Annotated in this window: 21 protein-coding genes; 8 read left to right on the top strand and 13 right to left on the bottom strand. The window is 66.8% G+C overall.

What is annotated here, in order from left to right; translation table 11 throughout:
- Positions 1–6: 6 nt before the first annotated feature.
- The 9 genes from ACTIF2_RS17080 to ACTIF2_RS17040 all read right to left on the bottom strand — a co-directional run bounded on the left by ACTIF2_RS17080 (position 7) and on the right by ACTIF2_RS17040 (position 11,967).
- On the bottom strand, positions 7–1,704 hold the full coding sequence (locus ACTIF2_RS17080; protein ID WP_439498296.1) for a hypothetical protein: 1,698 nt from the start codon (positions 1,702–1,704) through the stop codon (positions 7–9).
- A gap of 139 nt (positions 1,705–1,843) precedes the next feature.
- Positions 1,844–3,001, bottom strand: coding sequence for a DSD1 family PLP-dependent enzyme (locus tag ACTIF2_RS17075; protein WP_439498295.1), 1,158 nt, complete (start codon positions 2,999–3,001; stop codon positions 1,844–1,846).
- On the bottom strand, positions 2,998–4,740 hold the full coding sequence (locus ACTIF2_RS17070) for a hydantoinase B/oxoprolinase family protein (RefSeq protein ID WP_439498294.1): 1,743 nt from the start codon (positions 4,738–4,740) through the stop codon (positions 2,998–3,000). Before ACTIF2_RS17070 ends, ACTIF2_RS17075 begins: the two co-directional genes overlap by 4 nt.
- Complete coding sequence (locus ACTIF2_RS17065) at positions 4,737–6,812, bottom strand: hydantoinase/oxoprolinase family protein (RefSeq protein WP_439498293.1); 2,076 nt, start codon at positions 6,810–6,812, stop codon at positions 4,737–4,739. The genes ACTIF2_RS17070 and ACTIF2_RS17065 overlap by 4 nt, the downstream gene beginning before the upstream one ends.
- Positions 6,799–7,677, bottom strand: coding sequence for an ATP-binding cassette domain-containing protein (locus ACTIF2_RS17060; RefSeq protein WP_439498292.1), 879 nt, complete (start codon positions 7,675–7,677; stop codon positions 6,799–6,801). Before ACTIF2_RS17060 ends, ACTIF2_RS17065 begins: the two co-directional genes overlap by 14 nt.
- Complete coding sequence (locus ACTIF2_RS17055; protein WP_439498291.1) at positions 7,674–8,639, bottom strand: ABC transporter ATP-binding protein; 966 nt, start codon at positions 8,637–8,639, stop codon at positions 7,674–7,676. The genes ACTIF2_RS17060 and ACTIF2_RS17055 overlap by 4 nt, the downstream gene beginning before the upstream one ends.
- Positions 8,636–9,520 carry an ABC transporter permease gene (locus tag ACTIF2_RS17050; RefSeq protein ID WP_439498290.1) on the bottom strand — a complete coding sequence of 295 codons (885 nt, stop codon included), beginning with the start codon at positions 9,518–9,520 and terminating at the stop codon, positions 8,636–8,638. The genes ACTIF2_RS17055 and ACTIF2_RS17050 overlap by 4 nt, the downstream gene beginning before the upstream one ends.
- Entirely contained in the window at positions 9,517–10,461 is a 945-nt protein-coding gene (locus ACTIF2_RS17045; protein WP_439498289.1) for an ABC transporter permease, read from the bottom strand. The genes ACTIF2_RS17050 and ACTIF2_RS17045 overlap by 4 nt, the downstream gene beginning before the upstream one ends.
- A gap of 15 nt (positions 10,462–10,476) precedes the next feature.
- On the bottom strand, positions 10,477–11,967 hold the full coding sequence (locus ACTIF2_RS17040; RefSeq protein WP_439498288.1) for an ABC transporter substrate-binding protein: 1,491 nt from the start codon (positions 11,965–11,967) through the stop codon (positions 10,477–10,479).
- 212 nt (positions 11,968–12,179) lie between these two features.
- Between ACTIF2_RS17040 and ACTIF2_RS17035 the strand changes: the two genes are divergently transcribed.
- Positions 12,180–13,064, top strand: coding sequence for a LysR family transcriptional regulator (locus ACTIF2_RS17035; RefSeq protein WP_439498287.1), 885 nt, complete (start codon positions 12,180–12,182; stop codon positions 13,062–13,064).
- A gap of 37 nt (positions 13,065–13,101) precedes the next feature.
- Here the strand turns inward: ACTIF2_RS17035 and ACTIF2_RS17030 are convergent, their stop codons facing one another.
- From ACTIF2_RS17030 to ACTIF2_RS17020, 3 genes are all read right to left on the bottom strand, one after another.
- A complete protein-coding gene (locus tag ACTIF2_RS17030; RefSeq protein ID WP_439498286.1) occupies positions 13,102–13,809 on the bottom strand; it encodes a L,D-transpeptidase in 708 nt (235 codons plus the stop codon).
- Between the two features lie 425 nt (positions 13,810–14,234).
- Positions 14,235–14,711 carry a cyclophilin-like fold protein gene (locus tag ACTIF2_RS17025; RefSeq protein WP_439498415.1) on the bottom strand — a complete coding sequence of 159 codons (477 nt, stop codon included), beginning with the start codon at positions 14,709–14,711 and terminating at the stop codon, positions 14,235–14,237.
- A 199-nt stretch (positions 14,712–14,910) separates the two neighbouring features.
- Positions 14,911–16,089, bottom strand: a complete 1,179-nt coding sequence (locus ACTIF2_RS17020) for an MFS transporter (RefSeq protein WP_439498285.1) — start codon at positions 16,087–16,089, stop codon at positions 14,911–14,913.
- 140 nt (positions 16,090–16,229) lie between these two features.
- Between ACTIF2_RS17020 and ACTIF2_RS17015 the strand changes: the two genes are divergently transcribed.
- Entirely contained in the window at positions 16,230–17,129 is a 900-nt protein-coding gene (locus ACTIF2_RS17015) for a LysR family transcriptional regulator (RefSeq protein ID WP_439498284.1), read from the top strand.
- Positions 17,130–17,183: 54 nt separating this feature from the next.
- Here the strand turns inward: ACTIF2_RS17015 and ACTIF2_RS17010 are convergent, their stop codons facing one another.
- The gene (locus tag ACTIF2_RS17010; protein WP_439498283.1) at positions 17,184–17,972 is read right to left on the bottom strand and encodes an IclR family transcriptional regulator; all 789 of its coding nucleotides are present in this window, start codon (positions 17,970–17,972) and stop codon (positions 17,184–17,186) included.
- Between the two features lie 117 nt (positions 17,973–18,089).
- On the opposite strand from ACTIF2_RS17010, the gene ACTIF2_RS17005 reads away from it, so the two are divergent.
- Genes ACTIF2_RS17005 through ACTIF2_RS16980 form a run of 6 tightly spaced genes read left to right on the top strand, consistent with a single transcriptional unit; the run spans position 18,090 to position 25,923 of the window.
- Positions 18,090–19,184: an ABC transporter ATP-binding protein gene (locus ACTIF2_RS17005; protein ID WP_439498414.1), complete on the top strand. Its 1,095-nt coding sequence runs from the start codon at positions 18,090–18,092 to the stop codon at positions 19,182–19,184.
- Complete coding sequence (locus tag ACTIF2_RS17000; protein ID WP_439498282.1) at positions 19,181–21,259, top strand: hydantoinase/oxoprolinase family protein; 2,079 nt, start codon at positions 19,181–19,183, stop codon at positions 21,257–21,259. Before ACTIF2_RS17005 ends, ACTIF2_RS17000 begins: the two co-directional genes overlap by 4 nt.
- The gene (locus ACTIF2_RS16995) at positions 21,256–23,262 is read left to right on the top strand and encodes a hydantoinase B/oxoprolinase family protein (protein ID WP_439498281.1); all 2,007 of its coding nucleotides are present in this window, start codon (positions 21,256–21,258) and stop codon (positions 23,260–23,262) included. Before ACTIF2_RS17000 ends, ACTIF2_RS16995 begins: the two co-directional genes overlap by 4 nt.
- Positions 23,259–24,308, top strand: coding sequence for an extracellular solute-binding protein (locus ACTIF2_RS16990; RefSeq protein ID WP_439498280.1), 1,050 nt, complete (start codon positions 23,259–23,261; stop codon positions 24,306–24,308). Before ACTIF2_RS16995 ends, ACTIF2_RS16990 begins: the two co-directional genes overlap by 4 nt.
- On the top strand, positions 24,308–25,123 hold the full coding sequence (locus ACTIF2_RS16985) for an ABC transporter permease (protein WP_439498279.1): 816 nt from the start codon (positions 24,308–24,310) through the stop codon (positions 25,121–25,123). The genes ACTIF2_RS16990 and ACTIF2_RS16985 overlap by 1 nt, the downstream gene beginning before the upstream one ends.
- Positions 25,120–25,923 carry an ABC transporter permease gene (locus ACTIF2_RS16980; RefSeq protein ID WP_439498278.1) on the top strand — a complete coding sequence of 268 codons (804 nt, stop codon included), beginning with the start codon at positions 25,120–25,122 and terminating at the stop codon, positions 25,921–25,923. Before ACTIF2_RS16985 ends, ACTIF2_RS16980 begins: the two co-directional genes overlap by 4 nt.
- Positions 25,924–25,946 lie beyond the last annotated feature (23 nt).

Below are 25,946 nucleotides of genomic sequence, written 5' to 3'. Positions count from 1 at the left end.
CGCCCGCTACCTGACCTTGAGATACATATCCCAGCAGGCCGAGAGCGCGACGTGGCGTCGATCGGCGAGCGCGGCCGCGTAATGCCGGGCAAGAGCAACTCGGGCGGGTGTCTGGGGACATTTCGGCGACAGGATCGCATCGGTATCCGCAAGCGAGGCGAGCGTCCTCTCGGTCAACGTCGGAAGATTCCGGCCGGGCACGATTCCGATCGGGACATTGCGGGGTGGATCGCGATCGAGAAGCGCGTTGAATGGATCGACGAAGTCGAGGGTGAAGACGCCGTTCAGCCTGCGTTGCTCCCGCGCCTCCCAGCTGCGCAAGGCCAGCAGCCCTTGCCTGACCTCGAGCAGCCACGTCGCCTGATAGTCGATCTCGGCATACAGGATCGCGGACGGTTCCAACTCCTTGTCGGCCAATGCCCGGAACGTCTCGGCGTGCTTGGGATAGAGATCGAGCATAAAGGCGGCGCGCTCCGCCAATCCGCGTTTGACGGTGACGCGCGCCAGCGGCCCCAGCTCCGGCGCTGGCAAGGCGACGACATCGCCGGCCGCGCCGGCCAGTGCGCGCCCGCCGCGTTCGATGCAAAGCATGAGGCTGGGCAAAGCAACCGCCAGCGTCAAAGCCAACACGGCCGGCTTGATCCGATCGCTCCGCAGGCGCCATTGCGTCAACACCAGCAACAGCACCGGCCATAGCCCGATGAATTCGAGCGATCCGGTGTTTTGCGTTTCGAACAGGGCCAGGGCGAAGAGCGTCACCGCCAGCCAACCGGCCGGCCCGGCCAGCATGCGTCGCATCCTCTCCAGCAACGACCCCTTCCCTTCCCGCAGGTCGATCCAGAGCAGCAAGGCGACGAGAGCCGAAGCAGGAAGGACGACGCCGAATTTTGCGGACGCCACGGTCAGCAACCGCGGCAGCAGGGTTTCGGTGTTGAGGCCCAACAGGGTCAGGATGTCGCCGAGATAAGCCCGGACCAGGCCTGTCGGCCAGTCGAGCAGCACGAGCGCAAGGATGCACGCCACTGCCGCGGTCGAGGCTTCGATCAGCCGCAGACGACCGGACAGGCACGCATAGCCAACGATGATTGCGCCGGCGACAGCGCCCGTGATCTTGGTCAAGAACAGCGCCAGCATGAAAGCGGCGATAAGTATCGTTCGCGTCTTCGACGGCTGAACGAACAAGAGCGTCACGATCATCCAGTACAGCAGCAGCGAAGCGTGGCGATTGTAATTTCCGAATCCGTCGAACCCGGGCGCAGGATAGAATATAGAGAGATTGATCGGCAGGGCAGCGAAGATCAGAAACGGCAGAAGAAGCGCAAGAGAATACGGTCTTACTTCATGCTGCACCAATATTACGACCGCGAGCGGCAGGACTATTGGCAAAATCGCCCAGTTCACGACCAGCATGGGCTGCGCGTTCGGAAAAACATGATGCAGCAGCGCGCCTGAGTAGTAGCTCAAGGGCCCGACAGGGGCGAAAAAGTCGATGGCCGGTGCCTGGCCCATGCCTATCCGTTGAAAGGCATCCAGATAGACCGCGACGTCCCAATAAAATGCGCCCAGAGGAAGCCGAACCGGAAGCCACAACGCGACAAGCGCTCCTGCCGCAAACACAGCGACAATCAACAAGGATAAGAGCTGCGCTGTCGAACGGGAGGCGAATGGTGCCCTGAGATGATCAGCGCCCTGATTGATCGTCATCGCTTTTGCCGTCCCGTCGAGTCGGTCAATTCAAAGGCGCCTGAGCCACCGAAAACAGCGGTCGCCTCATCATCTCCCCTGTCTACGTCCTCATCGTTGCGAATACGTTGACTTTAGTGGAGCCCGCTCGCGCTAAATCTCAGTCGGCGCGTCCGCGAGCCTCGACCGGCCAGAGCGCCACGAGATCGGCGTTGCGCACGACGTGGAGCACATCGTGCAGGTTGATCGTCGGGTCGCAATGCGGGACCGTGCATTCGACGATTGTGCCGATCGGCAGCGCGCCCTGCCCTTCCGCAGGGAGGATGCGGCCGAACTCGTCGCCGCACCATTCGATCCGCCCCACCAACTCGCCGTCCAGGAAGACACGCGGCGGCGGGCCATCGAGCGCGAAGCTCTTGCTGCCGCCGTCGGTGATCGCAAAGCCGAGCGAGCTGTGGCCGATCACGGTGACGGCGATACGCAGCGCCGGGCGAAACTCCGGGCCGCCACGGCCGTGCATGTCGACGCTGTTATAGGCTTCGTCCATGAAGACGTAGGAGCCGGCCTGGATCTCGGTCAGCAGGCGATCCTCGCCGTCGAGCAGGTGGCTGCCGGTGCCGCCGCCCGAGACGATCTGCGGCGCCAGCCCGGCCTCGCGCAAGGCATCGAGCATCGACGCCAACAGCCGGCCCATCTCCTGGTTGGCGGCGCGGCGCGTGGCGAAATCATCGATATGCTGGACGCGGCCCTGATAGGCCTGGACACCGCGATAGCGCAGGCCTGCCAATCCCGAGACGAGTTTGGCCAGCGCGACCGCCTCGGCCGGGGTCGCGACGCCGCTGCGCTTCAGCCCGACATCGAGATCGACCAGCACGTCGAAGGCCGTGCCGTGCCGCTGCGCCGCCTCGGCATAGGCGGCCGCGAGACCGGCCCGGTCGACGACGACGCCGATGCGCCCACCAGCCGCCGCAGCGCGCGCCAGGGCGTCGATCTTTACAGGGCTCGCGATCGGCGCGCTGAGCAAGAGGTCGCGGACGCCGCCCTCGAACAGTGCCAGCAACTCGCCCGGCTTGGCGCAGCAGTTGCCGAGCGCCCCGGCTGCGATCTGCCGGCGTGCGATCTCGGCGCATTTGTGCGATTTCGCATGCGGCCGGACATGCAGCCCAGCCTTCCGGCAAGTCTCCGCCAAGAGCGCTATGTTGTGCTCGAACATGTCGAGATCGAGTACCGCGGCCGGTGTCTCCAGTCGCGCCCGACTACCCGGCTCGCCGACGAGCCTTTGATTGAGCGCAGCCGCTCCGAACAGGGCGTTGCTCATGCCCTTGCTCCCACAAGCTCGGCGCGCCGGCGGGTCGTCGCAGCCTGATCGACGGTCACGCCATCGGCAGAGAAGACCACGCCGTAATCGCGCGCTGCGCCCGCCACCGTGACCTTGCCTTCGCGCAGATCGTCCTCGACACGGAACGGATCGCGCTTCAGCGCATCCCCATACCCGCCGCCGCCTGCCCCGACGAGACGGAAGACGTCGCCGGTGCGAGCCGCGAAACTCTCCATCGGCATGGTCGGCAAGTCCCGCTCCGACCCGTCGGCGCGGATGAGGATGTGAGCGGAGGGCGCGCCAGGGCTGCCGCCTTCAAAACCGAAAGGCGGATGATCGCGCCGGTCGCCACGCAGCACGAAGCGGGTCGGCGCCAGGAAGCGGAACTCGCGGATGAAGGAAAGTCCTCCGCGGAACTCGCCTGGCCCGCCGCTATCGGGCACGAGGCCGTAACGCAGTACCTCGACCGGCATGTCGGCCTCGATCATCTCGACCGGCTGGTTGGAGAGGTTGGCGGCGGGGTTGGAGATGCCTTCGATGCCATCCTTGCCGGCGCGGGCGCCCCAGGTGCCGACCACCATCTCGTTGAGCACGAAGGGCCGCCCCTCATGCGTGCCGCCCGCGGCGAGCAAATAGGGCCCGCCCTCCGAGCCGCCGATGGCACGCTCCGGCACGATCTGCGCCAGTGCCTGCATGATCGCGTCGAAAACGCGATAGCCGACGACGCCGCGCGCGCCGCAGGCCGCCGGATAGCGCGGATTGACCAGGCAGCCCTCAGGCGCCCTGACCGTGATCGGCCGCAGATAGCCTTCGCAATTGGGAATGTCCTGCTGCGACAGGCAGCGGATCGCGCAGAAGGAGGCCGATTCCGGCAGCGAGATCGGGCAGTTGATCGAGGCCGCGACCTGGTCGGCGGTGCCGGTGAAATCGATGTCGATCGTGTCGTCGGCGACGGTGACGGTCGCGACGATCGGCAGCGGCTCCGGGTTCTCGCCGACGCCGTCGATATAGTCGGTGGCGCGATAGACGCCGTTCGGCAAGGCGCGGATCACGTCGCGCATCATCGCCTCGGCATGGTCGTGCAGCGCGTCGATATAGGCGTCGAGCTCGTTCGCCCCATAGCGGCCGATCAGCGTCTTCAGCCCCTCCTCGGCGACATTGCAGGCGGCGATCTGGGCGCGGATGTCGCCGAGGACCTCGACCGGGGAACGGGTGTTCGCCTCGAGGATGCGGAAGACGGCTTCGACCGGCTCGCCGGCGTCGTAGAGCTTGAGAAGCGGGATGCGCAGGCCTTCCTGCTGGATCTCGGTGGCGTAGATCGCGACCGAGCCGGGGACGATGCCGCCGAGATCGGTGTGATGCGCGACCGTCGCGGCAAAGCCCGAGAGGCGGTCCGCGACGAAGATCGGCTTGAGGATATAGATGTCGGGCAGATGCTGGCCGCCCGAGCCATAAGGGTCGTTCGCGATCAGGACGTCGCCGGCTTTGAGCCCGTCGCCATAGCGCTCGCGGACGAAGCCCATGATGCGCGGGAAGGAGCAAAGCTGGATCGGCAGGGTCAGCCCCTGCGCGATCACCCGGCCTTTCGCGTCGCAGAGTGCAGTCGAGTAATCCATGATGTCGCGCACCACCGGCGAATAGGCCGAGCGCATCACGATCAGCGCCATCTCGTCGGCCGTCGAGGCCAACGCGTTGCGGATCACCTCCAGCGTGATCGGGTCGATCTCGCGCATGCTCATGCGGCCTCCAGGGCGATGTCGATATTGCCGGCCTCGTCGAGTCTTGCGCTCTGGCCGGGGCCGATGACGCAGGTGCAGTCATATTCCTCGATGACGAAGGGGCCGCGCCGGGCGGCACCATCGAGATCGGCCCGGCCGATCACCGCGATCGAGGCCGAAGAACCACTGGCAGAGAACGAGACCGGTCGGTCGGCCCGGCGCATCGGCGCTTCGCCTGCGAATTGCTGGCGCGGCGCGACAAGCGGCAGGCGCACCGTCAGGCGGGCGTTGACGAGATGGACCGCGTCCTTCTGCGAGCGATGGCCATAGGTGCGCTCGTGCTCGCGATGGAACAGCTCGGCGAGCTCGGCGATGTCGAAGCGCTTGGCCGGCACGGTCAGTTCATAGGCCTGGCCGACATAGCGAAGATCGGCGGCATAGCGGAACTCGGCCTGCCGGAGATCATAGCCTTCGAGTGCGAGAATGCGGCGAGCGTCGCCATCGAGCTCGGCGAAGAGCTGCTCCAGGGCGGCATCGTCGAGCTCGCCAGCACGGCGCCGCGACGGCCGCACAAATTCCTGCTCGACATCCGAGCGCAGCAGGCCGAGCGCGCTGAAGACGCCGGCGGCGCGCGGGACGATGACGCGGCGGATGCCGAGCGCGCTCGCAACCTCGGCCGCGACCACCGGGCCATTGCCGCCGAAGGCGACCAAGGTCGCCTGGCGCGGATCGCGGCCGCGATAGGTCGAGACCGCCTTGACCGCCCGCGTCATCGTCGTGACCGCGAGCGTCAGCACGCCGCGGGCCGTCTGTGTCAGGTCTAGGCCGAGCGGGCGCGCGACCTGATCGTTCAACGCGGCGCGGCCGGCATCGGCCTTGAGCGGGAAGCTGCCGCCGGCGAGCGCGATGTCGTTGATGTAGCCGAGCGTCAGGAAGGCGTCGGTCAGCGTCGCCTGCTTGCCGCCAAGCCCATAGCAGACCGGACCGGGCCAGGCGCCGGCGCTCTGCGGGCCGACCGAGACCTGGTTCATCCTGTCGATGGCGACGATGCTGCCACCACCCGCCCCGATCTCGGAGACGTCGATGAACGGCATCTTGATCGGATAGCCGCCGCCCTTGACCAGCTTGCTCGACAGATTGATGCCGGCCCCGACCTCGTATTCGGTGGTTCGTGCCGGCTCGCCATGCTCGATCAGCGCCGCCTTGGCGGTGGTGCCGCCCATGTCGAAGGAGATGATGCTGGGTTCGTCGCTCCCCGAAACCAGCCGCGCGCAGGCGATGACGCCGGCGGCCGGGCCGGATTCGACCAGCGACGCCGCGCGCTTCACCGCCGAGCCCAACCGCATGATGCCGCCGCCGGAATGCATCATCTCGACCTGGCAGGCGACGCCGATCGAGGCGAGCCGCGCCGTCAGCGCGCTGGCGTAGTTGCGCACGACCGGGCCGATATAGGCGTTCACCACCACGGTCGAGGTGCGCTCGTATTCGCGGATCTCCGGCAGAATTTCCGAGCCACGGCAGATATAGACGCCCTCCCCCAGCTCGGCGCGCAGGATGGTCTCGGCCTCGATCTCGTGCTGCGGATTGGCATAGGCGTGCAGGAAGCTGATCGCGACCGCCTCGACGCCCTCCTCGCGGAAGCGCTGCGCCGCTGCGACGACATCCTCCCGCGACAGCGGCATGCGCACCGAGCCGTCGGGACCGAGCCGCTCGCGCGCCTCCAGCCGCAGATGCCGCGCCGCCAGCGGCTTTGGCTTGTCGTATTGCAGGTCGTAGAGCACCGGGATGCGCAGGCGGCGCATCTCGAGCACGTCGCGGAAGCCCTCGGTGGTCAGGAGGCCAGTACGGGCGCCCTTGTATTCGAGGATGGCGTTGGTCGCGACGGTGGTCGCATGGACGATGCCGGTGATCCGGTCGGGCGTGGTCTGGTAGTCCTCGACCAGCGCCTTCAGCGCCTGCGCGATGCCGCGGCTGTAATCGTCCGGCGTCGAGGGCACCTTGCGGGTCTCGATCAGCCCATCGTCGCGCGCGATCACGACATCGGTGAAGGTGCCGCCGATGTCGATGCCGATCCGGTAGCTATGCTGCGCCATGGATGTCTTCCCGAGTTTCTGGAACCGCCGCGCTGTCAACGGCTCGGACGGGCAGCTTCGTGCGCCGGCCGGCAAGGCCCTTCGGCACGGCGGCGATGAGAGCTTGGGTGTAGGGGTGCTGCGGCCGGTCGAGCACCTCGAGACACGGCCCCTCTTCGACGATCGCGCCCTTGCGCATCACGACGATGCGGCTGCACAGCGTACGTACCAGCGCCAGGTCATGGCTGATGAAGAGGAGCGTCAGGCCGAGCTCGCGGGTCAGCCGCGACAACAGGTTGATCACCTGCGCCTGCAGGGAGACGTCGAGCGCCGAGACCGGCTCGTCGGCGATCAGCACCTCCGGCTTCATCGCCAGCGCGCGCGCCAGGCCGATACGCTGGCGCTGGCCGCCGGAAAGCTCGTGCGGCAGGCGCGGCCCGATCTCGGGACCGAGCCCGACCAGCGTCAGCAGTTCGGCGATCTCGCTCTCGCGCTGCATCCTCGGCACGCCGCGCAGCGCCAGAGTCTCACCGAGGCAGCGATCGACGCTCTTGCGCGGGTTCAGCGCGCTACTCGAATCCTGAAAAACCATCTGCACGCGCCGACGCCACGACCCGGCATGGTCGCGCATCAGCTCCGACATCGGCGCGCCGTCGAGCAGGACCTCGCCGGAGGTCGGCTGCGCCAGCCCGACCGCGAGGCCGGCGAGTGTCGACTTGCCGGAGCCGCTCTCCCCGACGATGCCGACGACATCGCCGCGCATGACGTCGAGGCTGACATCGTCGAGTGCGACGAGCCGTCTGTCGCGACCGAGCAGACGGTCGAGCAGACCACCTTGCGGGAAGGATTTGGCGACGCCGCGCAGCGAGAGGATCGGGCCGGTCATCGCGGCCTCCAGCAGGCGACGCGATGCCCTGCCTCGGCGATGAGCGCCGGCATCTCGCTGGCGCAGGGCTCGATGGCATCGGGGCAGCGCGGCGAGAACGGGCAGCCGGGTGGCAGGCGGCCGAGCCGCGGCGGCGCGCCCTCGATCGCGGTGAGCGGGCCGACCGGGCCAGTCAGGCTCGGCACGCAGGCTTTCAGCAGACTGGTATAGGGGTGGCGGGCCGCGCGCTCGATCGCCTCGACCGGTCCGGCCTCGACGACCTTGCCGCCATACATCACGACGACGCGGTCGACGATCTCGGCGACGAGCTGGAGATTGTGCGAGATGAAGACCACGGCGAGGCCGAGCTCGCGGCGCAGTTCGGCGATCAGGTCGACGATTTGCGCCTGCACGGTGACGTCCAGCGCGGTGGTCGGCTCGTCGGCGATCAGGAGGCGCGGCCGGCAGGCGATCGCCATGGCGATCAACGCGCGCTGGCGCATGCCGCCGGAGAATTCATGCGGATAGGAGGCGAGGCGCCTGCCGGCGTCGCGGATGCCGACGCGCTCCAGCGACTCGGCCGCGATACGGCGCGCTTCCCCTGTCGAAACGCGCCGATGCGCCCGCACCACGTCGGTGATCTGGCGGCCGATGGTCAGCGCCGGATTGAGCGAGCTCTGCGGGTCCTGGAAGACCATGGCGATGTCACGCCCGCGCAGCGCCCGCATGCGCTTTTCATCGGCCGCGAGCAGATCCTCGCCGTCGAAGATCACGCGGCCGCCGGTTACGCGCGCCGGCGCGCCGAGCAGGCGCATCACGGCGAGCATCGTGAGGCTCTTGCCCGAGCCGGATTCGCCGACGATGCCGACGGCCTCGCCCGGTGCGACACTGAAATCGACGCCGCGGACGGCCTCGATCATGCCGCCATTAGCCGAGCGGAAGCCGACGCGCAGGCCCTCGACGCTGAGCAGGACGGAGCTCATGCGACCAGCGTCCTGGCTTCGCTGCGCGGATCGAACAGCTCGCGGATCGCATCGCCCAGCAGGTTGAAGCCGATCACGGTCAGCGAGATGGCGAGGCCCGGGAAGACCGGCAGCCACCACTCGCCGGAATAGATCGCGCTGCGGGCGTCGGAGAGCATCGTGCCCCAGCTCGGCTGCGGCGGCTGCACGCCGAGCCCGACAAAGCTGATCGAGGCCTCGATGACGATGCCGATCGCGACCAGCAGCGTGCCCTGCACGATGATCGGCGACAGGCAGTTGGGCAGCACGTCGCCAATGACGATCTGCCAGTGCGAGGCGCCCTGCAGGAAGCGGGCGCGGACATAGTCGGCCCCGGTGATGCGCTTGGCCACGGCATAGGTGACGCGGGCGAAGACCGGCGAGAACAGGCAGCCGACGAGGACGACGATCTTGACCTCGTTGGGCAGCAGCAGCGGGCCGAGCGGCAGCGGCCCGACGCCGAGGATACCGACGATCGCGATCGCCCAGACCAGCAGCGGGATCGAGGCGACGCCGTCGACGATGCGCATCACGATCTGCTCGCCGAGCCCGCCCTTGTAGGCAGCGTAGACGCCTGCCGAGACGCCGATCAGCGCACCGATCAGAACCGCGCCGATGCCGACCGAGAGCGAGGCGCGCGCGCCAAACAGGATGCGGCTGAGCACATCGCGGCCACCCTGGTCGGTGCCGAGCCAGTGCCTGGCATCGGGCGCCGCGAGCCTGTCCTCGATGTTGAGCGCGAGCGGATCATAGGGCGCGATCAGCGGCGCGAAGATCGCAGCGAGCACGATCAGCCCGACGATGCCGGCCCCGAGCCAGCCGCTCCAGTCGAGACCGCGCAGGGCTTTGCGCAGGCCGCTCATGCCGTCGCCCTCTGGCGCGGATCGAGCACGCGGTTGAGCAGATCGGCGCCGAGATTGGCGAAGACGAAGATCGCAGTGAACAGGAAGACGATGCCCTGCAACAGCAGGAAATCGCGCTGCGAGATCGCGTTCAAAAGCGCGCGCGACAGGCCGGGGATGTTGAAGACCTGCTCGATGATCAGCGCCCAACCGAACATGTAGCCGAAGGAGAGCGCCGCGAGATTGACCACCGGCGGCAGCGCGTTGACCAGCGCGTAGAACACCACCTGGCGGGACGAGAGGCCCATGGCGCGGGCGGTGCGGACATAGTCGCCGCGCAAGGTCTCCTGCAGGCTCGCCTGCGTCATTCGTGCGAGCACGGCGATGTAGTAAACTGCAAGTGAGAGCGAGGGCATCAGGATGCTCTGCAGGTGCAGCGACAGCCCGGCCGAAAGCGGAAAATAGCCGCCAGGGGGGAGCCAGCGCAGATCGACCGCAAGGAAGCGGATCAAGACGATGCCGAGCCAGAAGGCCGGAATCGACAGGCCGAGCACCGCGGCGAAGCGGCTGACCCGGTCGAAGGTCCCACCCGGCTTGAGCGCGGCCAGGACACCGATGCCGATGCCGCAGACGAGCGCGATGGCGAAGGCGAAGAGCACGATCGACAGCGTCACCGGCAGGGCGTTGGCGATCTCGGTCGCGACATCGCGACCGGTGACGAAGGACTTGCCGAAATCCCCGCGCGCCACATCGCCGAGCCAGGTGGCGTATTGCGAGAGGAAGGGCCGGTCGAGGCCGTGCGCCTGCTCGAACTGCGCGATCTGATCGCTCGTCGCATCGGCCCCGAGCACGATCCGGGCCGGAGAGCCCGGACCCGAGCGCGTCAGCGCGAAGAGCGCGAGGCCGACGAAGAGCAGCGTGCCGATCGAGGAGACGATGCGGCCTGCGACGAGGCGGAGCATGGTGGGTCCGTTCTCTCAGACCTTGATCTCACCGGGCGCGATGGTCAGGCCCTGGTTGACCTTCACATCCTGGAGCGCCTGCCGCCAGAGATTGGAGGCGTGGACATAGCCGAGCACGCCGAGCGGCGCGTCGCGGGCGGCGAGCGCCTGCAGCTTGCCATAGGCCTCCTTGAGCCTGATTTCCTCGGTCTCGGCGAAGGCGGTCGCGAGGGTCTGGTTGAACTCGGGATTGTTATAGCCCGTGCTCTTGGAGAGCACCTGCTCCGGCGTCAGGCAGACCTGCATGATGTAGCTCGGCTCGCCGGGCGACATAAAGACCTGCAACGCCGCCTGGTGCTCGCCGCGGATCGCCTGCTGGATCAGCACCGAGAACTCATAGACCTTGAGATTGACCTTGATGCCGATCTTGGCGAGCTGCGCCTGTAAAAAGATCGCCGCGTCCTTGGTGTCGAGCAGATAGGGCTCCGCCTGGATGCTGAGGTCGAACTCGGCGCCAGTCGCGTATTTCGACTTGGCCAGCAGCGCCTTCGCCTTGTCGAGGTCGAAGCCGAGCTCCTTGTCGGCCTCGGCGTTGAACCACCAGCCGCGTGCCGGTGCCGGCACCGCCGAGGGGTCGAGCAGCCCATAATAGACCTTCTCGCCGATGGTCTTGCGGTCGATCGCGCAGGAGACCGCCTTGCGGAAGTTCACGTCGTCGAAGGGCGGCTTGAGATTATTGGTGTACATCAGCAGCGCGCCGCCCAGCGTCGGGCGCGAGGCGCCGGTGATCCCGGGCATGGTCTTCAGCCGGTTGAACTCGCGCGGCGGCGGCGCGCTGATCAGGTCGACCTGGCCGGTCAGCAGATAGGCGACGCGGGTCGCGTCCTCCGGAATCATCTTGACGACGAGCCGGTCCCAATGCGGCAGGCCCTTGCGCCAGTAGTTCGGGTTCTTCCTGAAACTGATATAGTCGTTCGGCTTCCACTCCTCGAAGACGCCGAAGCCGGTGCCGACGCCGGCGGGGCGCGACTTGAAATAGTCGTCGCCATGCTCCTTGCGCGAGCCGGCCGGGTAGATGCCCATGTATTTGGTCAGGAAATAGAGCCAGGGGCCATAGGGCTCCGACAGCTCGAACTGGACCTTGAGCGGATCCAGCACCGTGACCTTGGTGATGCGGGTGAAGAGCGAGCGGCGCGCCGCCTTGTTGGCGGGATCGAGCAGGTAGTCGAAGGAGTATTTCACATCCTCCGCCGACATCTTCTTGCCGTTGTGGAAGGTGACATCGTCGCGCAGCTCGAAGGTGTAGGTCTTCTTGTCGGCCGAGATCACCGGCAGGGCCCTGGCGAGCTGCGGCTTCAGCACGCCGTCGACATCGTACTCGACCAGGTTCTCGAAGACGGTCTGGCCGAGGACCATGGCATCGTGATTGAGCTGGTTTATCGGATCGATGGTGATCGGATTGCTCGGCAGGACGATGGTCAGGGTCTTGCCATTGTTCGGCTGGGCATGGAGCAGGCTCGCGGGCAAGAGGCCACCAAGGGCGCCGCCTGCGGCAGCTGCGAGAAACGCACGGCGATTTGTCGGCACGGTCAGCATCGGAGTCCCCCTCATTTATGGCAATGCCTTGGCGGCGCCGGAGGCCGGCGCCGCGCCGAACGAGGGAAAGGTAGATCGCCGGGACGGCGAATAAAAATAAGAAGTCATTGCCGCTTGATTGTCTTTCGCTATCATCTTGAGCGATGCGCTATACCTTTGGTCAGGCCGAGGCGTTCTACTGGGTGGCCCGATTGGGCGGCTTCCGCGCCGCCGCCCTGCATCTCAACCTGTCGCAGCCGACGGTCAGCCTGCGCATCAAGGAGCTCGAGCGCATCCTGGGGGGCGAACTCTTCGACCGTTCGCTCTACCGGCCGGTGCCGACGACGCTCGGCAATGCGATCTATGCCGATGTCGAGCGGATGCTGGCCCATGCCGAGCAGGTGCAGCGCCATAGCAAGGACGGCTTGCGCGGCAGAAGCCTGCTGCGCATCGGCGCTGCCGATTCCTTCGCCGCTGCCATATTACCCGATCTGCTCGCCGCCCTCGCCCGCCGCCATGCCGAGTTGCAGGTCGACGTCACCGTCGACTTCAGCACCAAGCTCGAACAGCTGCTGCTCGACCGCTCGATCGACGTCGCCTTCCTCTCCCAGCCGCGCGCGCATGACGGGATCACGATCGCCCCACTCTGGCTGATCGACCTCGTCTGGGTGATTGGCGAAGGCCTGCCCTTCGCCGGAAACGTGGCGACGCCGGAGAACCTGGTCGACCTGCCGGTCTTCACGAACGGCCCGCCGTCCGGCCTGTTCACGACGATCCAGATGTGGTTCGGGGCACGCGGACTGAAGCCGCGCCGGCTCAACACCTGCAACCCGCTGACCGTGATCGCACGCCTCGCCAGCGCCGGCACCGGCGCAGCGATGATCCCGCGCGAGATGATCCATCTATCGGGCGAGAAGCTCGCGCTGCGCGTGCTGGACGCTGATCCACCGATCCCGGCCCACAATCTCTGCGCCATGTGGTGGAACAATGAATCCGCCGATGAATGCAGCTATCTCGCCAATCTCGCACGGCAGATCGCCATGAACTGACAGTCGCGCACGCCCCTGAACCGGAGACTGAGCATTGCTATGCCGGAAGGACGACCACCTTCGTCTTCACTGGCGTTCGTGAGTACAGGTGCATCATGTCCTGCGTGAGCAGGCCGACACAGCCGCTCGTGATGCCCGAGCCGATCGATTCTGCGTCGAGGGACGCGTAGATCGTGTAGAGCGTGTAGGCGCCGTTCTGGTAGAGATGGAGCGTGCGGGCGCCGAGCGGGTTGTCGAGGCCGCCGGGCATGCCGCGGGCGTATTTGGCCGCCTCGGGCTGGCGCTTGATCATCTCCTTGGGCGGTGTCCAGGTCGCCCATTCGGACTTGCGCCCGACATAGGCAGCACCGCTCCAGCGGAAGCCGTCGCGGCCGACATTGGCACCATAGCGGGTGGCGGATCCGTCGTCCTCGACGCGGTAGACGTAGTAATTGCCGGGATCGACGATGATCGTGCCGGGCGCTTCCTTGGTCTCGTAGCGAACTGTCCGGCGGAAATATTTCGGGTCGACCTTGCTGACATCGACCGCCGGGATCGGGAATTTCTCCTCGGGCACCGGCCCGTAGACCTTGGCCGCCTCGGCGAGGCTCATGCCGTCGGATGTCGCGCAACCACCCAGCCCCAGCGCGCCGAGACCGGCGACCGAGCCGACCAGAAACGACCGGCGGTCGAGCCCCGGCCCACGCCCGAGCAGAGCGATCTCGTCCATCTTGCCGGCCTCGGCATTCTTATCGTCGATGATCATGTTTCTGGACTTCCCATGTCCTACTGCCCGGCGAGAGAATACTCCGGCATACACCCGCTGAGCGTCTTAGAGCCGGATGACTTCAGTTGGAACCGCTTTGCGGTTCCAACTCTGAATCCGTCTCGCATCACTACGTTAGAGCAGGATCGATGCGAAAAACCGGTTCCTACTTTTTCGCATCCCGCTCTAGCCGGGCTGAGATTGCCGGCACACGGCTCGACTGGCAAGCTCGGACCTTCGCTGTGCAGGGTTTGCCATGCGCCAAAGTCGATAGCGTCCACGCCATCTCACTCGCGTTGGCTTCGAAGAAAACCTGCAAGTCACGGCATTGGTCGGGTCAGTGGCGCCTTGGCTCACTCACCCGGCATTCCGCAGGATTCTCGACAAAGGACCGCGGAGCATTCCAACGGCAGCTCGCCAGCCGGTCAAAAGGATGAAAGGACTTCGACGCGCAGCGAATGCTCGCCGCGCACCAGCAGCGGCGCAGGCCCCTGGTCCAGACGTCCGAGCCGGATCAGGCCGCGGGACCAGCGGTACGGGCGGTGAAACATCGCGAGATTGCCCCAGGGCGCGTAGTAGCAAAGATCGCCAACCGCCTCGTCGCCGAAGCTGCCACTGCCCTCCTCGGTGAGCTTGCGTGGCAGATAGGCGATCTTCTCGTTGGTCGAGTAGTCGCTGATCGTCAGCGCGAGCGGCGACATGGAGACCAGATCCCGCGCGGAGGGATTGTCCTCCAGCGTCGCCGTGAAATCCTGGTCCGCGAAGACAAATCTGAGGCGCATGGCGGCTCTCGTCCGATCCGGGGCTGTGTTCGGCTGCGCGCTGACCAAAGAGGGCAGCGCGAGGCCAGCGGCGGCCGCCAGCAGCGTGCGACGTGAAAGCGGCGCTGATCTGCTCGTCATCTCGACCTCCATATATTGCAAGGCGCGTGATGGGGCGGAGAGACCGCGGCGAGCCCAGATCTCGGCCCGTCGACCCTTCCGCCACGCGTCAGCGGTCGACGTCGCGGGCCGGGGCCTGCCCGGTGGTCGTGTCAGGGCTGTTCGTCGGCATCTGTGATCTCCTGCAAGCTTGGGGCGGGATTGAGAGTGGTCCTGCCGGTCATTCAGGCTTCAGGAGATGCCGACCATTGCCGATCAGCGCGGTTGCGATGCCGGCCAGAACCACGCTGCCGATGAAGGTCGCGGAGATCGTCATGCCGTCGAGCAGCATCCCACCGACCACGGCACCGAGCAGGATCGACGCCTGGATCGCCGCGACCATCAGGCTGCCGGCGGCTTCCGGCGCGTCGCCCGCATTCTGCGACATCCAGGTCATCCAGATCACCGACATCGTGGTATTCATCGCCCCCCAGAGCGCGAGGAACAGGCCCGCCGCGACCGCCGAGCCGCCCAGCAGCAGGAGCCCGAGCGTGCAGCCGCCCATCAGCAGCGCGGGCAGTCTCAGCAGAGGCGCGACGCTGCCGCTCAGGAAGCGGCCGGACGCCCATGTGCCGACGAAGCCGGCGCAACCCAGCACGAGCAGCAGGAGCGAGAGCGTGGTCACGTCCGCATCCGTCACCTGCTCCAGAAACGGACGCAGATAGGTGAACATGGTGAAGGCCGAGCCCCAGGACAGCATCGAGGCTGCAAGGCCGCGCAGAAAGTACGGACGCTTCAGAAGACCGAACATGGTCCGGAAATCCTGCCGCTGGCGCGCCGGCAGCGAGGGTAGCGCAACCATATGCCAGACGAGGTTGACGGCGACGATGGGCGTCAGCGCCCAGAACACCGCGCGCCAGCCGAACATGCCGCCCAGATAGCTGCCGATCGGCGCGGCGAAGGCCGCCGCGATGGCCTGCCCGCCATACATCAGGGCGAGCGCACGCGGCACGTCGCTTCCAGGGACCAGCCGCATGATGACGGCGGTCGCCAAAGCCCAGAAGCCGCCGACGCAGATGCCCAGCAAGGCGCGGCCGAGCATCAGCACGCCGAAATTCGGGGCCGCAGCGACCAGGACCAGTGACAACAGCATGACGGCCGTCATCGCGACCAGAACCCATTTACGGTTCAGCGTTCCAGCCGCAGTGGTGATGATCATGCTGGCGGCCACCGCGAAGAGCCCGCTGATCGAAATTGCCTGTCCGGTCTGCCCCTCGGTTGCGCGCAGCCCTTCGGCCATGGGCGTCAGCAGGCTGACCGGCATGAATTCCGAGGCGATCAGCAGCGCCACGCACAGCGCCATCGAGAGGACGGCGCCCCAGGCCGCGGGTTTGCGTCCTACGTCTGATGGGGTGGCCATCACCATTCGCTTGGCTCCTGCATGAATTGTTGCAGTGCCAAAGCTAGTGCCTTTGGCATAAACCAATTACCCGTTGAAATCGGTATTCACTTATCGATTGGATCGAATAATCTGCCGAAGATGACAGGCGAAGGACCATCATGGCCAGAACCGACCTCAACCAACTGACATGGTTTCAGGCCGTCGCCGAAGAGCGCAGCTTCACCAGGGCGGCGGCAAAGCTCGGCGTGGCGCAATCGACGCTCAGTCACACGATCAAGCAGCTCGAAGCCCGCATGGGCATACGGCTCCTGACCCGCACCACACGCAACGTCGCGACGACGACCGCGGGCGAACGGCTGCTGCAGACCATCACCCCGCGCATCGCGGAGATCGAGGATGAGATCGCGGCGCTGACGGCGCTCCGTGACAAGCCCTCTGGCTCCATCAGGCTGACGCTATCGGATCACGCGCTCGAAAGCGTGGTCTGGCCGAAGCTGAAGGCGGTCCTCAGCGCCTATCCCGACATCAGCGTCGAACTGATCCTGGACAGCACGTTCCGCAACATCGTCGAGGAGGGCTTCGATGCCGGCGTCCGGCTCGGCGAGAGCGTCGAGAAGGACATGATCGCGGTTCGGATCGGCCCGGACTGGCGCCTGGTGGCTGTCGCCTCACCGAAATATTTCATTGCGCACGGCGTACCTGAACACCCGCAGGAGCTGGTCCGGCACGTCTGCATCAACATGCGTCACGAAACCGCCGGCGGGCTTTACGCATGGGAGTTTGAGAAGGACGGGCAGGAACTGCGTGTCCGAGTGAACGGCCAACTGGCCTTCAACAATTCCTACGCCATGATCGATGCGGCCGTGAACGGCTACGGCATCGCCTATGTGCCCGAGAACATCGTGGAGCGGCAGATCGCGTCGGGCGAACTGGTACAGGTTCTCGACGATTGGTCGCCCTTCTTCGACGGCTATTTCCTCTACTATCCCAGCCGCCGCCAGAACCTTCCCGCGTTCAAGGTCATCATCGATGCGCTGAGGCATAGGGACAGGCCGTGATCATGATTTTTCTATTTACACCAAGGCCGTGGAACGAAATTCTCATACCGCGGCCTATTGATTGAGCGCTGCCGACACCTCGCGGATCAGGCGTGCCGCAAGCGCCTCCCGATCGGCGGCGTGAGCGAGCCTGGGGGCCAGAATCGCTACATTCACGGCCGCAATCGTCTGGGTCAGCGGGTCCCGGATGACAATTCCGAGACCTGCGACGCCCTCGATGAAATGGCCGGGATTGTAGCTGTAGCCGCAATCGCGGCAGGCCGTGACCATCCGGTCGATGTCCTCGACGGTCAGGTTGTGGCGCGCATAGGCGGCCGCGTGACGCTTCATGATGGTTCGCGCCCGCTGGGCCGGCTCTTGCGCCAGGAGAGCGATGCCTGCCGCGCCGATGCCGAGAGGACGCCGTTCCCCCACATCATAGGGCACGATCTGAATCGGTTGCCGACCCGTCGCGCGCTCGATGCAGAGCATTTCCGCGCCGAGCCTCACGGACAGGAAGACACTGCAGCCGAGGCTCTCCGCGGTCGCGCGCAGGACGGGTCCCAGTCGCTCCTGCAGGCTGGTTCGCCGCGACGCGTCGGCGATCTGAACAAAGCCGTTGCCGAGCCGGTAACTCCGGCCACCCGGGACCTGTTCGACCATGCCCTCGCGCATCAAGGCCTGGAGGATGCGGTGGGTGGTCGGAACCGGCAGGCCGAGATCGGAGGCGAGATCCGCCAGCCGCCGCCCCCGATCGGCCTCGGCGACGCTGCGCAAGACCTGGAAAGCGCGCCGTATCGCCTGGCTACCCGGAACGGAGTCAGGAGATTTATTCTTCAATTCGGCACCGGAAGAGAACGTCATTGCTGCGCAACACTCCATATCGTGGAGCTAATATGTTTATAGAATGAAATATATTGCACCGCGTCAACTGGCCGGGATAGGCTTCCCGAAAGGTATCCTGGATGACCGGAGGCTCTACTGTCGAACGCGGGGAACACGAGTGAGAGGCGCGTCTCGCTGGAGCTTGTCGGTGCCAGCCGCCGCTTCGGCCAGACCGTCGCGGTTCATCCTCTCGACCTGACGGTCAAGGGCGGCGAGATGCTCGCCCTGCTGGGTCCCTCGGGATGCGGCAAGACGACCACGCTGCGCATGGTTGCAGGCTTCGAGACGCCGGATGCCGGCAAGGTGCTGATCGGCGGCGAGGATGTGACGCGGCTCAGGCCGGCGCAGCGTCGCCTCGGCATGGTCTTCCAGAACTACAGCCTCTTTCCCCATATGACCGTCGCCGAGAACATCGCTTTCGGCCTAAGGATGCAGTCCGTCCAGCGCGCCGATCGCGAGGCGCAGGTGCGCCGCATGCTCGACATGGTCCAGCTCGCGGGCATGGAGGCCCGCTTTCCGGCGCAGCTTTCCGGCGGTCAGCAGCAGCGCGTGGCGCTGGCGCGCTCCCTCATCACCAACCCGCGGATCCTGCTGCTCGACGAGCCCCTCGGCGCGCTCGACAAGAACCTGCGCGAGAGCATGCAGTTCGAGCTGCGAGCCCTCCAGAACCGCTTCGCCATCACCAGCCTGATCGTCACCCACGACCAGGAGGAAGCGCTCTCCATGAGCGATCGGGTCGCCGTGATGCGAAGTGGGCGGATCGTTCAGGAAGGCGCTCCCGACCGGATCTACAACCAGCCCGCCACGCGGTTCGTGGCGACCTTCCTCGGCACGTCCAATCTCCTGGCCGGCAAGGCCGAGGGGGGCAAGCTGCATCTCGATACCGGCGCAGTCGTCGCCTTGCCCGGCCCGGTCGCGGCAGCGCGGGCAACCGTATCGGTGCGGCCTGAGCGGATGCATCTCGGCAGCGAGGCGGAGAGCTTGCCCAACCGATTTGCCGCCACGGTCCGCAACATCGCCTTCCGCGGCAGTGTCGTCGCCTATGAGCTCGACGCGCCGGCACTGGGTGGAACGCTCTATGCCTATCGGCAGCCGAAGGACGGGCCGTCCGAACGGGCTCTCGCGCGCGGCGCTGCGGTCACCGTCGGCTGGCGTGTCGGGGACGGCATCATCGTCGAGGACGATCAGTGAGCGGCGCAGAAACCAATCCGGCACCGACGGCGGCACGCATCGGCATCGATGTCGGCGGCACGTTCACCGATTTCGTCCTGTTCGAACCCGTGGCCTCGCGTCTCGTCCACCACAAGCAGCCGAGCACGCCCGACGATCCCTCGCGAGCCGTCGCGGAGGGTCTTGCTATTCTCCTCGCCAAGGCGGAGCTCTCGGCGGGCGATGTGGCGCTTCTGATGCACGGCACCACGATCGGCCTCAATGCCGTGATCCAGCGCAAGGGAGCCCGCGTCGCCCTGGTGGTGACGGAGGGCTTTCGCGACGTGCTGGAAATCGGCCGCAGCCGGATGCCGTCCTCGTTGAATTTCCACGCCCGCAAGGAAACGCCGCTGGTGCCGCGTGCGCAGGTCGTGGAGATCGCGGCGCGACTGAATGCGGCGGGTGAGCCGACGCGGCTTCCCGATGCCGCCGAGTACGATCGGGTGGCGGCCGCCTTGCGTGCGCTCGATCCCCATGCCGTCGCGCTGATGCTGATCAACGGCTATGCCGACCCCGCCGTGGAGGCGCCGATCGCGGAGGCTCTGGCGGCCCGCCTCCCCGGCATTCCGGTTTCGGCGGCGGCCGCGATCTGGCCGGAGATCCGCGAATACGAGCGCACGCTCGTCGCCTGCATGAACGCCTCGATCCAGCCGCTGATGCAGCGCTATTTCGACCGGCTGGAAGAGCGCATTTCGGCGCAGGGCGTCCGAGCCCCGATCTTCGTCACGGCCTCGAATGGCGGCTCGCTGAGCCTTGGTTCGGCCCGCGCCCGCCCGGTCGAAACGCTATTGTCCGGCCCGGCCTCCGGCGTGATGGCGGCGACCCGCCTTGCCGAGCAGTCCGGCACCGCACGCATCATCACCTTCGACATGGGCGGGACGAGCAGCGACATCGCCATCGCAGCGGAGGGCCAGCCCGAATTCGCCACCCGCACCGAGATCGGCGGCTTGCCGCTGGTCCTTCCGGTGGTGGCGGTCAGCGCGATCGGGGCCGGCGGCGGCTCGATCCTCAGCGTCGATGCCCATGGTGTGCTCAAGGTCGGGCCGGAGAGCGCCGGGGCCGATCCGGGCCCGGTGGCCTATGGCCATGGCGGCACGCGCCCGACCGTCACCGACTGCTATCTCGTCACCGGACTGATCGATCCGGCGCAGTTCCTCGGCGGCCGCCTCAAGCTGGATCGGCAGGCGGCGCGGGCGGCTCTGGCGATGATCGCCGAAGGCCTCGGCCTGACCGGCCCGGATGCGGCCGAGCGCGCCGCCTGGGGCGCGCTGCGGGTCGCCACGGCCGGGATGGTGACGGAGATGTTCAAGATCATGGCGAGCCGCGGCCTCGACCCGGCGGATTTCTCACTGATGCCGTTCGGCGGCGCCGGCCCGACCCACGCCAATCTTCTCGCGGCGGAGGCCGGTATCGGCGAGATCCTGGTGCCGCGGGCGGCCGCGACCTTTTGCGCGCTCGGCGCCGCAGCCGCGGATCTGCGGCGCGACTTCGCGCGCAGCCTGCGCCGGCGCCTCGATGCCGCGGGCGTCGCGCTGCTCGACCGTCGCCTCCACGCCATGGAGGAAGAGGCGCGCGACTGGCTCGCCGGCGAGGGCCGCATGGCCCGCGCGGTGACGTTCCGCCGTGCGGCCGACATGCGCTATATCGGCCAGGCCTATGAGCTGCGCGTGCCGCTCGACGATGTCGCCCTGACGCCGGAAGCCACGGCCGAAGCCTTCCACCGCGCCCACGAGCAGCTATACGGCTTCCGCGACACCGCCGCGGCCATCGATTGCGGCACGGCGCGCCTCGCCATCATCGGCGAGACCGATCCCATCCTGTTGCCGCCGCTCGCAGCCCGGAGCGAGGCGCCGGTTCCGCGGTCCCACCGGCGGGCATTCCTCGGCGAGGACTGGGTGGAGGCCAGCGTCTTCGCGCGGGACGAGCTGATGGCCGGCCAGCGCATCGCCGGCCCCGCCATCATCGAGCAGTCCGACACCACCACGCCGGTGCTCGCCGGCTGGACGGCGGCGGTCGACGCCCTCGGCAATCTCCGCCTCACCCGGGTACCGTCATGAAGCTCGATCCGGTCACCCTCGAGATCCTCGGCAACAAGCTCGCTGCCGCCACGGAGGAAATGTGCATCACGCTGCAGCGTGTCGGGCGCACCCTCTATGTGAAGGAGACCGCCGACTTCTGTTGTGCGCTGGCGGGTCTCGATGGGCGCTTCTTCGCCTATCCGCGCTCGATCGGCGTGTCAGGCTTCGTGGGGCTGGACTGCCTGCCGACGATCCGCGCGGCCGGGCCGCTGGAGCCCGGCGACGTCATCCTGACCAACGATCCCTATCGCTCGCAGGGCCTCGCCACCCACCTGCCCGACTTGCACGTCATCGCCCCCTGCTTCCACGACGGCCGGATCGTCGCCTATGCCTGGGCCTTCGTGCACTGCTCGGATGTCGGCGGCCGGGTGCCGAGCAGCATCTCGCCGACGAACAGCGAGATCTATCAGGAAGGCCTGCAGATTCCGCCGCTGAAGCTGGTGAAGCGCGGCGAGATCAATGCCGATATCGAGCTGCTGTTTCGCGCCAATACTCGCACGCCGGACGCCAATATGGGCGATATCCGCGCGATGCTGGCCGCTCTCGACGTTGGTCGCAAGCGCGTCGAGCGTGTCATCGCCCAGCACGGAGTCGATGCTTTCCTGACGGCGCAAAGCGACCTGTGCGACTATGTCGAGCTGCGGGCGCGGGCCGTGCTTGCCTCGCTTCCGGAGGGAAGCTGGCGCTTCGCCGACTATCTCGACAGCGATGTCGTATCCGACCTGCCGGTGCGCCTCGCGGTCAGCGTCACTCTTGCCGGTGGCGGCATCGAGATCGATTTTACCGGAACCGATCCGCAACTGGCTGCGGCGATGAACATCCCGAGCGCCGGGCTGGTCCATCCCTGGCTCACCCTGCGCGTCATGGCGCTGGTCGCGACGCTTGATCCGACCGTGCCGCTCAATGCCGGGCTTCAGCGTCCCATCGCCATGATCGCCCCCGAGGGTACGGTCGTGAACCCGATGCGCCCTGCGGCGGTCGGCGTGCGCCACGCGGCCTGCGTGCGCGTCAACGACGTGCTGAACGGGGCACTAGGCCAGGCTGCCCCGAAGGTCATGACCGCGGCGAACAGCGGCATGATCGTGCCCGTCGTCGTCGCGGAGCCGGACGGGCATGGCGGCCGCAACGTTCAGGTCGTCGAGCCGATGACCGGCGGTACCGGCGCGCGCTTCGGGCAGGACGGCACCGACGGGCGCGACCCCAGCATCTCCAACCTTGCGAACAATCCCGTGGAGACGGTCGAGGCCGAGCTGTCGGTCGAGATCGAGCGTTATGCGTTGCGCCCCGATTCCGGCGGGGCCGGACAATGGCGCGGCGGCTGTGGTCTCGACCTCACGTTCCGGATCGGCACCCATGCGAGCATGGTGCTGGCACGCGGCATGGAGCGCGCCGTGTTCCGTCCCTGGGGCATGGCGGGCGGCGCCTCGGGCGTGCCCGCCGAGCTCAACGTGCGGCGCCACGGCGAGGCGCCGGAGCATCTGCGCCGGATCGACATGCTCGAACTGAAGGCCGGCGACGTGGTCCAGCTTCTTACCGCGGGAGCCGGCGGCTATGGCGATCCGTTCGAGCGCGCCCCGGCGCTGGTGCTGCGCGATGTCCGACAGGGGCTCGTCTCGACGGAGGCGGCAAGGCGTGACTACGGCGTCGTGATGACCGGCGGCGAGATCGACCATGCCGCGACCGAGGCGTGCCGTACGAGGCGGGCAGTCGCCGACTCTGACGGGCCGGAGCGCCGGCGCTGGCACGCCGTCTTCGACCCGGCATCCCTCGACCGATTTTCCGCCATTCTGGCCGCCAGACCGCATGCGGAGCGACAGCCGGCGCGGCGCAGCCTTTACGCCGCGGTGCTGGCGGAATTGCCGGCGGGATTTCCGGCAAGCGCTGCAGACGAGGCTTCTCTGGCCGCGGCTCGGCGCCTATTTGCAGAGCAGATCATCCAATTGACGCCCGCAGAGGCTCAAACCACAGGGGATCGACCATGAACAACTGGACAAGGCGCGGTGTGCTTGGAGTGGGGGCCGGTCTCGGCTCGTTCGGCCTTTCGGCCGTGATGCCGCAAGGCGCGCGCGCTCAAGGCAAGAGCATCACGGTGACCGCCCTGGGCGGCATCTGGGAGGAAGCGGTGAAATCCTGCTTCGCGCAGCCCTACGAGCTGAAGACCGGCAACAAGGCCAATGTCCTGATCGGCAGCCCGCCGCAATGGCTGGCCCAGATCGAGGCCAATCCCGGCAAGCCGCCGATCGACGCCATGGTCACCATCCCCGATCTCGCCATCGCCGCGGTGAAGAAGGGGCTGATGGACAAGTTCACGGTCGAGAAGACGCCGAACCTGGTCGATACCCCGGCGCAGTTCATCGATCCGCTCGGCGGGCACGGCGTTCTGTTCGACTATGGCGTGGCCGGCTTCACCTTCCACCGCGATCGGGTCAAGCAGCCGCCGAAATCCTTCGCCGAATTCGTCGACCGCACCGCCAAGGGCGAATGGCAGGCCTCGCTGCCGGGCATCGGCTACGCGGTCACCCCGATCATGCTGATCTGGGCCATGGCCAAGGCGCTGGGCGGCAGCGTCGACAATGTCGACCCCTTCTTCGATGCGGTGAAGAAGATGGGCAAGAACGTTTCCTTCTGGAACAGCCCCACCGACTTCGAGAACGGGCTCTCGACCGGCGATGTCGACCTCGGCGTCTATTTCGACGGGCGGACATGGGCCTGGTTCGACAGCGGCGCGAAATTCGCCGGCTTCCTCAATCCATCGGAAGGCGGGTCGATCAACGCCATCGCCATCCAGAAGCCCAAGAACGCAAGCGAGGATGTCTGGCCCTATCTCGACATCATGCTCAGCGCCGAGGCGCAGCTCGCCTTCGCCAAGAAGCTCAACTACGGGGTGACCAACAGCAAGGTGGTCTATCCGCCCGAACTCGCCGAGCGCATCACGCCCTGGCAACAGGCGGCCTTCCCGCCCTATGAGCAGATCGCCGAGAAGCGCGCATCCTGGGTCGATCGCTGGAACCGCGAGATCCGCCGCTGATGCGCCGATGGCTGTCGCTCGCGCCGGCGGGGCTCTTCCTCGCCGGCTTCTTCCTGGCTCCGCTCTTCGACACGATCTGGCGAAGCGTGGAGACGGAGGCGGGCGGTTTCACGCTCGAGCGCTATGCGCGTCTCTTCGGCGACAGCTTCTATCTGCGCGCCATCACCGAGACCCTGGCGCTGTCGGCCGGCGTGACAGCCATCTGTGTCGTCGCGGGCTATCCGATCACCTATTACCTGGTGCGCCATGCCGGTCGCTGGCGCGGCTTCATCATATTCACGCTGATCGCGCCGCTGCTCACCTCCATCATCATGCGCACATTCGGGTGGCAGGTGCTGTTCGCCCGCCGCGGCGTGGTGAACCTGGCGCTGGTCGATTGGCTCGGGTTCGTCGACACGCCCATCCGCTTTACCGGCAGCCTGAGCATCACGATCGCGGCGCTCGTGCATGTGCTCCTGCCCTTCATGGTGCTGTCCATCGCTCCGGTGCTGCAGGGCATCGACCGGCGGCTGGAGGAATCGGCCGAACTCCTCGGCGCCAGCCGCTGGCGTTCCTTCCGGGAGGTGACGCTGCCGCTCTCGACCGACGGCATCGTCACCGGCTGCATCCTCGTCTTCATGGTCGCCAATGGCAGCTTCGTCACGCTTCTGCTGCTCGGCGGGGGGCTCCAGACCTTGCCCCTGCTCATCTATCAGCAGTTCAACACCACGCGCGATTTCGGCATGGTCGGCGCGATGAGCACGGTGCTGCTCGCGATGGCGCTGGCCTGCCTCTTCCTGCAATTGCGGCTGGTAGGCCGTGGAGCGGCGACATGAGCGGGCGCCGGGATCCCGTCATCTGGGCGCTGAGGGCGATGGTCGCCGTCTTCACGGTCTTCATGCTCGCGCCCATCCTGGTGGTCGTGGCGCTGTCCTTCACCTCGGCGGGTTTCGTGGCGTTCCCGATGCCCGGCCTGTCGCTGCGCTGGTTCGCGCGCATCGTCGAGTACGAGCCCTTCATGCAGGGCCTGCGCACCAGCCTTCAGGTCGCCATCGGCGCCACGCTGCTGTCATGCCTGCTGGGCGTGCCGGCAAGCCTGGCGCTGGCGCGCAGCAACCATGCCGCCGCCCATGCGATGATGGCCTTCCTGCTTTCGCCGCTGTCGATGCCGATGATCGTCCTGGGCTTCGCCTCGCTCTTCTTCCTGTCGCGGATCGGGCTCGGCCTGTCGCTGGCGGCGCTCCTCGTGGCGCATACCTGCGTGTGCCTGCCCTATGTGATCCGGATCACCGCCTCGGTCTACCGCACGCTGCCGCCGAGCCTGGAAGAAGCGGCGGAGATCCTCGGCGCCTCGCGGCTCGCGACGCTGTGGCACGTTGTCCTGCCGCTGCTGCGCCCGGCCATCGCCGCCGGAGCGCTGTTCTCCTTCCTGGCCTCGTTCGACAACCTCCCCCTCTCCTTCTTCTTCGGCAGCCCCACCACCAACACGCTGCCGGTGGTGATGCTGGCCTATGTCGAGCAGCAGTTCGATCCGTCCATCGCGGCGCTCAGCACGGTCCAGCTTGCCGCAGCCATCGTGATCCTGTTGCTCGTGGATCGCTTCTTCGGCCTGGACAAGCTCGTCGTCAGCACATGACGCGCACGGCGCGCGCCATGTGC

It is taken from the genome of Allobosea sp. (assembly GCF_051860145.1).
GTDB lineage: Bacteria > Pseudomonadota > Alphaproteobacteria > Rhizobiales > Beijerinckiaceae > Allobosea.
Note: the sequence above shows the minus strand (reverse complement) of the source record. Positions and strands in the feature narration are given on the sequence as shown.

Excerpts from the sequence above, each read along its gene's own strand:
- ACTIF2_RS16980 (WP_439498278.1), top strand. The coding sequence starts at position 25,120 with ATGAGCGGGCGCCGGGATCCCGTCATCTGGGCGCTGAGGGCGATGGTC.
- ACTIF2_RS17075 (WP_439498295.1), bottom strand. The coding sequence starts at position 3,001 with ATGAGCAACGCCCTGTTCGGAGCGGCTGCGCTCAATCAAAGGCTCGTC.
- ACTIF2_RS17025 (WP_439498415.1), bottom strand. The coding sequence starts at position 14,711 with ATGACGAGCAGATCAGCGCCGCTTTCACGTCGCACGCTGCTGGCGGCC.
- ACTIF2_RS16985 (WP_439498279.1), top strand. The coding sequence starts at position 24,308 with ATGCGCCGATGGCTGTCGCTCGCGCCGGCGGGGCTCTTCCTCGCCGGC.
- ACTIF2_RS17060 (WP_439498292.1), bottom strand. The coding sequence starts at position 7,677 with ATGACCGGCCCGATCCTCTCGCTGCGCGGCGTCGCCAAATCCTTCCCG.
- ACTIF2_RS17010 (WP_439498283.1), bottom strand. The coding sequence starts at position 17,972 with ATGACGTTCTCTTCCGGTGCCGAATTGAAGAATAAATCTCCTGACTCC.
- ACTIF2_RS17050 (WP_439498290.1), bottom strand. The coding sequence starts at position 9,520 with ATGAGCGGCCTGCGCAAAGCCCTGCGCGGTCTCGACTGGAGCGGCTGG.
- ACTIF2_RS17015 (WP_439498284.1), top strand. The coding sequence starts at position 16,230 with ATGGCCAGAACCGACCTCAACCAACTGACATGGTTTCAGGCCGTCGCC.
- ACTIF2_RS17065 (WP_439498293.1), bottom strand. The coding sequence starts at position 6,812 with ATGGCGCAGCATAGCTACCGGATCGGCATCGACATCGGCGGCACCTTC.
- ACTIF2_RS17055 (WP_439498291.1), bottom strand. The coding sequence starts at position 8,639 with ATGAGCTCCGTCCTGCTCAGCGTCGAGGGCCTGCGCGTCGGCTTCCGC.
- ACTIF2_RS17020 (WP_439498285.1), bottom strand. The coding sequence starts at position 16,089 with ATGGCCACCCCATCAGACGTAGGACGCAAACCCGCGGCCTGGGGCGCC.
- ACTIF2_RS17045 (WP_439498289.1), bottom strand. The coding sequence starts at position 10,461 with ATGCTCCGCCTCGTCGCAGGCCGCATCGTCTCCTCGATCGGCACGCTG.
- ACTIF2_RS16995 (WP_439498281.1), top strand. The coding sequence starts at position 21,256 with ATGAAGCTCGATCCGGTCACCCTCGAGATCCTCGGCAACAAGCTCGCT.
- ACTIF2_RS17080 (WP_439498296.1), bottom strand. The coding sequence starts at position 1,704 with ATGACGATCAATCAGGGCGCTGATCATCTCAGGGCACCATTCGCCTCC.
- ACTIF2_RS17035 (WP_439498287.1), top strand. The coding sequence starts at position 12,180 with ATGCGCTATACCTTTGGTCAGGCCGAGGCGTTCTACTGGGTGGCCCGA.
- ACTIF2_RS17070 (WP_439498294.1), bottom strand. The coding sequence starts at position 4,740 with ATGAGCATGCGCGAGATCGACCCGATCACGCTGGAGGTGATCCGCAAC.
- ACTIF2_RS17030 (WP_439498286.1), bottom strand. The coding sequence starts at position 13,809 with ATGATCATCGACGATAAGAATGCCGAGGCCGGCAAGATGGACGAGATC.
- ACTIF2_RS16990 (WP_439498280.1), top strand. The coding sequence starts at position 23,259 with ATGAACAACTGGACAAGGCGCGGTGTGCTTGGAGTGGGGGCCGGTCTC.